The sequence below is a fragment of the Pseudomonas sp. REST10 genome (genome assembly GCF_029542605.1).
Classification (GTDB): Bacteria; Pseudomonadota; Gammaproteobacteria; order Pseudomonadales; family Pseudomonadaceae; genus Aquipseudomonas; species Aquipseudomonas khazarica.
Genome location: NZ_CP035677.1, coordinates 3,323,411 through 3,329,791, shown reverse-complemented (window position 1 = coordinate 3,329,791; position 6,381 = coordinate 3,323,411). Strand labels below are relative to the sequence as shown.

The 6,381-nt window shown below is 63.9% G+C and carries 3 protein-coding genes; 2 read left to right on the top strand and 1 reads right to left on the bottom strand.

What is annotated here, in order from left to right; genetic code table 11:
• Together EWH21_RS15740 and EWH21_RS15735 are read left to right on the top strand one after the other, a co-directional pair.
• A partial coding sequence (locus EWH21_RS15740) for a type I secretion C-terminal target domain-containing protein (RefSeq protein WP_277698793.1) occupies nucleotides 1–3,944 on the top strand: 3,944 nt, incomplete at its 5' end.
• Between the two features lie 69 nt (nucleotides 3,945–4,013).
• Nucleotides 4,014–4,355, top strand: coding sequence for a tryptophan synthase subunit beta (locus EWH21_RS15735; RefSeq protein WP_277698792.1), 342 nt, complete (start codon nucleotides 4,014–4,016; stop codon nucleotides 4,353–4,355).
• Between the two features lie 72 nt (nucleotides 4,356–4,427).
• On the opposite strand, the gene lapD is transcribed toward EWH21_RS15735, so the two are convergent.
• A complete protein-coding gene (gene lapD / locus EWH21_RS15730) occupies nucleotides 4,428–6,374 on the bottom strand; it encodes a cyclic di-GMP receptor LapD (protein ID WP_277698791.1) in 1,947 nt (648 codons plus the stop codon).
• Between the last annotated feature and the right edge of the window lie 7 nt (nucleotides 6,375–6,381).

Genomic DNA, 6,381 nt, shown 5'->3' with positions numbered 1-6,381 from the left:
GTGGCGGCCTGGTCGGCCTGTTCACCGCCAGTGGTGACTATGGCCAGGACGGTCCTGGCAGCCTCAGCACCAGCCTGTACTTCAGCGGCATCCCGGCGGGTGGCGAGCTGAGCACCAACCTGGAAGCCACCGATGGCGGCGCCATCGTGCTGCAGATGGATGGTGACGATGTGGTGGGTGTGGACGGCGACGGCCACGTGGTCTTCCGCCTGGAAATCATCGACACGCTCGATGGTCCGCAACTGCAGACCACCCTGTACGAAGCGATCCGCCATGACGGCACCACCACCACGTTCGACGAAGCGCTGAACCTGCTGCTCGGCGACGACGGTGCCAGCCTGGGCCTGACCTACGAAGTGGTGCGCACCGATGGTGATGGCGACCAGATCACCGCCTCGGAAACCCTGGTACTGGCTGACGAACAAGGCTCGATCCTGACCTTCGACGACGACGGCCCGACCGTGACTCCGCCCGAATGCGCCGAAGTCGAGGAGGTCAACGGCTACGTCACGCAAGGGGTCATCGAAGCCGACTACGGCAGTGACGGAGGTGGCTTCGACCTCTCCGCCAACGCCGGGCCGACCGCGGATGGCCTGTTCTATACCGTGGTCAAGCTGAACGGCGTGACGACGCTGACCGCAACGGTCGGTGACGCCAGCGGTGAGACGTTCTTCATCCTCACCGTGTATGACGACCCCGATGCGCTCGGCAACGGCAACAACTACCAGCTGGAGATCGTCAATTCGCGTCCGGTCACCACCGCCGACTTCAACCTGACGGGCATCTCTGCGGGGCAGCCGCAGCCGTCCTTCTACGTGGAAAGTGGCGAGGGCCTTGCGGTCACCCTGACGGGTAACGGCCTGGTCAATCCTTCCACGCAGGGGGTCGGTGTCGGTGGCAACAACCTCATCGACGTCGGCGAAGAGCTGCACATGACCTTCAGCGCCACCGTCTACTCGGCGGAGGTGGATGTGCAGAAGCTGTCCTCCGGTGACGAGCTGTTCTGGCAGGCCTATGACAGCAACGACGTCCTGGTGGCGGCGGGTACCTACACCGGCCAGGGCTCCGAGAGCTCGCTGTTCAGCTTCAACCTGGCCGATTCCGACTTCACCACCGGTTCGGCAGCGTCGCTGTTGAATGGCTTCATCAAGCTGACCTTCGGCTCCAATGACGGTGACTATCGGATTCAGGAAATCACCCTGGAGCAGACGTTCCTGCCTCCAGACCTCGATCTGTCCTTCCAGATCGATGTCGTCGACGGCGACAACGATACGGTGAGCACGCAGCTCGATGTCTGCTTCGTCGATGACACGCCGACTGGCGGCTACGCGTTCGACCTGGTCGACGAGGAAGGGCTGTCCGGCGGCATCATCGGTGGCGTCGAGGACGATGCCGGGGCTGCCACCACGGTGACCGGCAGTCTGGGCTACGACTACGGTGGCGATGGCTTCGGCAGCTTCACCTGGCTGACGGACGACCTGCCGAGCATCACCTCGGGTGGTCAGACGGTCGAGTACGTGGTCAGTGGCAATGGCCAGGTGCTGACGGCGCAGATCGAAGGCAGCGGACAGCCGGTGTTCACCGTGACGCTCACCAATCCGGCAACGGGTGGCTTCCAGTTCCAGCTGTTCGAGCCTCTGGACCATCCGGCCCCAGGCTCCGGGAGCGTGGAGAACAACCTGAACTTCGAGTTCGACTACCAGATGGTCGACGGCAATGGTTCACCGGCCGAGGGTGTGCTGGAAATCTCCGTGGATGACGACTCTCCACTGGCCCAGAACCTCAGCCAGAGCCGCGAGGCGTCCGGCGACGTCAACACCAACCTGCTGGTGGTGCTGGACGTTTCCGGCAGCATGAACAGCTCCGCTGACTTCGGCGGGCTGTCGCGCCTGGAGGCTGCCAAGCTGGCAGTGCTCGAACTGCTGGAGCAGTACGAGGCGATGGGTGACGTGAAGGTGAGGTTGGTGACATTCGCCAGCGGCGCGGCTGCCTACGGCACCACCTGGATGACGGTGGATGCGGCCAAGGCAGCGGTGATCGGCTTCCCGGAATCCTCCAACAGTGCGACGACCAACTACGATGCCGCGTTGGACACGGCGATGAGTGCCTGGCAGTCGGCTGGCAAGCTGACGCTCACCGACAACCCGGGCGAGCCGCTGCAGAACGTCTCGTACTTCCTGTCGGACGGTGTGCCGAACCAGCCGGATGGCAGCGCGGGTATCAACCCTGCCGAGGAGGCCGAATGGATCGACTTCCTCAATGCCCAGCACATCCAGTCCTACGCCCTGGGCATGGGACCGGCGGCAGAGGTCAATGACAACCCGCCCGGCAACTACAGCAACAACGATCAGCTCGATCCGATTGCCTACGATGGCACTTCAGGGAGCAACACCAATGCCATCGCGGTGAACGACTTCGCCGATCTGGAAGATGTTCTGGTCCAGACCGCGCAGGCGACACCGATCAGCGGCAATCTGACCGACGGCGTCAATGGCTTCGGTGCCGATGGCGGGCGGGTCAAGTCGGTGGTGGTCAATGGCGTGACCTACACCTTCAATGTCGGTGTCAACCCGACCATCACCGGTTCGGACGGCAGTGTGGTCAATGGCATGACCCTGAATCTGGTCCTGGCCGCCGGGGCGATGCTCTCGGTGAACATGGCGACGGGCGAGTACAGCTATGTGTCTGCCGCCAACGTGGGTAGCGGCACGACCCAGCAGGTCGGCTTCATCCTGATCGACAACGATGGCGACCAGAGCGGCCTGGCGAACCTGACCATCACGGTCGATCCGGCGGACGGCCCGATGGTGGCGCGCGATGACTATGTGATCGCACGCAGCAGCAGCTTCGACATCCCGGACTGGGCCCTGCTGGCCAATGACGGTGGGCCCAACAGCTCGATCCAGGCGATCACCAGCATCGTCTCGACTGCAGGCCTGACCGCAGTTCACGGCAGTTCCTCGGTCGCGGTGTCTTCGGCCAGCGATGGTGAGTCCTTCGTCTACCAGAGCCAGGCCGGAGGCCAGACTGCACAGGCCAAGGTGACGATCGTCGACATCGATAACAGCGGTTCGGTGGACGGCAGCTTCCTTGACGAAATACTCATCGATAGCAACAGCGGCAGGACCCTCAACGGCTACAGCGGTGACGACATCCTGATCGGCAATGGCGGCAATGACACGCTCAATGGCGGTGACGGTAACGACATCCTGGTGGGCGGTACGGGCAACGACACGCTCAACGGTGGCGATGGCAATGACACGGCCAGCTACATCGATGCCACCAGTGGGGTGAACATCACGCTGAACAACTCCGGCAACGCCAGTGGCGGTAGCGTGAGTGGCTGGGCCTCGGGTGATCAGTTGAGCAGTATCGAGAACCTGATCGGTTCGAACTTCAACGACACTCTCGTTGGCGGCAACCAGGACAACGTGCTTGGCGGCCTGTTGGGCAACGACACGCTGTACGGTGGCGGCGGTAACGATGTGCTGATCGGCGGTCGCGGTAACGACACCATGAGCGGTGGGTCGTTGGTCAACAGCAGTGGCCAGGACTCCTTCGTCTGGCTCAACGGCGACACGGGTATCGATACGGTGCTCAACTTCGTGCGCAACTTCAACGCGGGGGGCGACGGTGATCGCCTGGATCTCTCCGACCTGCTGGTCGGCGAGAATGGCTCCTCCGGCGATATCGGCAACCTGCTCGACTACCTGCAGATCACCTCCAGTGAGCTGCCCGGCCAGGGGACTTCGGCCTGGGATACGACGATCAAGATCAGTGCCATGGGCACGGGCGACTTCAGCAGCCCGGATCAGACCATCGTGTTGCAGGACGTCAACCTGCTGGGTGACAGCGGCGTGGGTGGATACGGTGCCGGGGGGGATACCGGTAGCGTGATCCTGGCCATGCTCAATGACGGTACTTTAAATGTAGATACGGTCTGACCTTCACTTATATGATCGACCCGCTACCTTTTCAGGTAGCGGGTTTTTTTTGGCCAGGAGAGAGCAGGCATGGTCTATGTACAGCGTGACGCCGCCGGGCGTTTGCTGCGAGTCGAATACGAACCCTTCGAGGGCATGACGGAAAACCTGGCAGTCGAAAGCGAAGAACTGCACAACTGGCTGGCCGCCAAGGAGGAGGTCAAGGCCCGCCTGGATAGCCTGAAACAATCCGACCTGGAGCTGGTGCGGGTACTCGAGGACGTCGTCAGCGTGCTGGTGGAGCGCGGTGTCATTCGCTACACGGACCTGCCTGAAGCGGCGCGCCAGAAACTCGACCAGCGTGCCATCGCCCGTGCCGAGATCGAAGGTCTCAGCGGTCTGCTCGGCGACGAAGAGCACCATCTGGTCTGATTCCCGGCGCTGCAGCGCCTGCCCCGCAGCGCACGAGGGCCATGCCGCTGCATCTGATCGGGGCGCCGGTCTCTAGCGATCGCTCCAGGGGGTGGGCGCACCGATCAGTCGGCCCATGGCCCCGTGGATGCCAAGTTCCGCCAGCACCGCGAGCTCTCCCTGCGTTTCCACCATCTCGGCGATCAATGGCAGGTCGATGCTGTTGGTCGCGCGATAGATGGCTTCGATGAACAGCCGCTTGTCGCTTTCCTGATCGATGGCCCGGATATAGGTGCCGTCGATCTTCAGGTAGGCCAGGCCCAGGTGCGTCAGGTTGCCGATCAGGCTGAAACGACCACCGAAGTGCTGCAGCCCCAGGTTGAAACCAAGCCCTCGAATGCTCTGGCTCAGGGCCTCCAGCTCGGCAGGCGGTGGCAGATAGTGTTCGTCGATCTCCAGCGTCATCAGGTGTGCCAGTTCTGTATGACGGCCGAGGACTTCCAGCAGGCGCGCCTTGTCCGTGGCGTTGCGCAATGTGGCCGCAGACAGGCTCAGGGCCAGCGGTCTGGGATGTCGCGCCAGGTGCTGCAGGCTGTGTTCGAGCATCGCCAGGTCGAAGCGCGCGGACCAGCCCAGGCGCTCGATCCAGGGCAGGAAGCGGCCGGCAGTGACCGCCTCGCCCTGCGCGTCGAGCAGGCGCGCCAGTACCTTGTACTGCATCACCGTGCCGCCGTGGCATTCGGCTACCGGCTGGAAATACAGCTGCAGCTTGCCCTGGTTCAGCGCGTCGTCGATCCAGCCGCGCCAGTCGTGCAGGCCCTGGTTGCTCTGCGCCGTGAAGTCGTCCAGGCGTGCCCAGCATCTGTCCGTGTGGCTCTGCGCCTGGGCCAGGGCCTGATCGGCGCGGCCGAGGACCGCAGTGGCTTGCTCGCCGGGGCGAAAGGCGGCGATGCCCAGGTGCGCGACCGGCTCGCAGTCGCTGGCACCGGTCTGCTTCAGGCTGTGCAGCGCGTCGCTGATCTCGTTCGCCAGGTGGTCCGCATCGTCGCCGCTCAGGCCCGGGGCGAGCAGGGTGAACTCGCCGCCACGGTTGCGCGACGCCAGCCACTTGCTGCGCCCCGGAGCGCTCAGCAGGTTGCGCAGTTGTTCGCCCAGCGCCTCGATCAGGGCGTCGGTGCGTTGTCCGCCCAGGCGCTGGTTGAGGCCGGCGAGATCGTTGACGCGCAGCAGCAGCAGGTAGCCCTCGGCATTCTGTTCGCTCTGCACCAGCTGATTGTTCAGGCGGATATCGAACTGGCGGCGGTTGGCCAGTCCGGTGAGGCTGTCCTGGTAGGCCTCGGCCCGCAGCTTCTCGCTGCGTGCGGCTTCCTCGGCGAACAGCGTCTTCAGCTTGTCGACCATCTGGTTCATCGCCAGTACCACGCGCTTGAGCTCCGGCGTGCGTGGTACCCGCGGCAGGGTGAGGAACTCCCGACGGGTGATGGCCTGTGCCTGACGCACCATGTTGTCCAGTGGACGCAGCTGCGTGCGCAGCAGCCAGCCGCCGAGGATGGCACTGACCAGGCCGCAGAGCATCAGCCAGAGCAGGCTGCCGATGGCACTGTCCCAGAGCCTGGCCAGGGCGAACTGCGGATGACTGAGCACCTCGACCCGCGCCGCCTGTTCCCAGCCGCGCATGATCAGCGCATCGCCGCCCTCGGGTTGCAGGTTCACCAGATCGATGAACCAGCCCGGAACGTTCTCCGGCCGGACGTCGTTGCTGCGTTCGACCACCACCTTGCCGTCGGCGATGTCGACCACACGGATGCTGGCGAAATAACCGCTGTCGAAGATCGAACTGACCATCAGCTCGAGCATCGCCGGGTCGTCGACATGCGGAGCCATCGACAGCCCCAGGGCGGTGGCGGCGTCCTGGGCGTGCGAGCGCAGCTGGCTGAGCAGTTGCTCGCGCGAGGTCTCGACGCTGGCCACGAAGCTGCCGGTGAAGGCCACCACGAGGAACAGGCAGATGGCCAGGAACAGTTGCTTGAGTAGAGACATGTCTTTC

Coding starts and splice junctions, on each gene's coding strand:
- EWH21_RS15735 (WP_277698792.1), top strand. CDS start 4,014: ATGGTCTATGTACAGCGTGACGCCGCCGGGCGTTTGCTGCGAGTCGAA.
- lapD (WP_277698791.1), bottom strand. CDS start 6,374: ATGTCTCTACTCAAGCAACTGTTCCTGGCCATCTGCCTGTTCCTCGTG.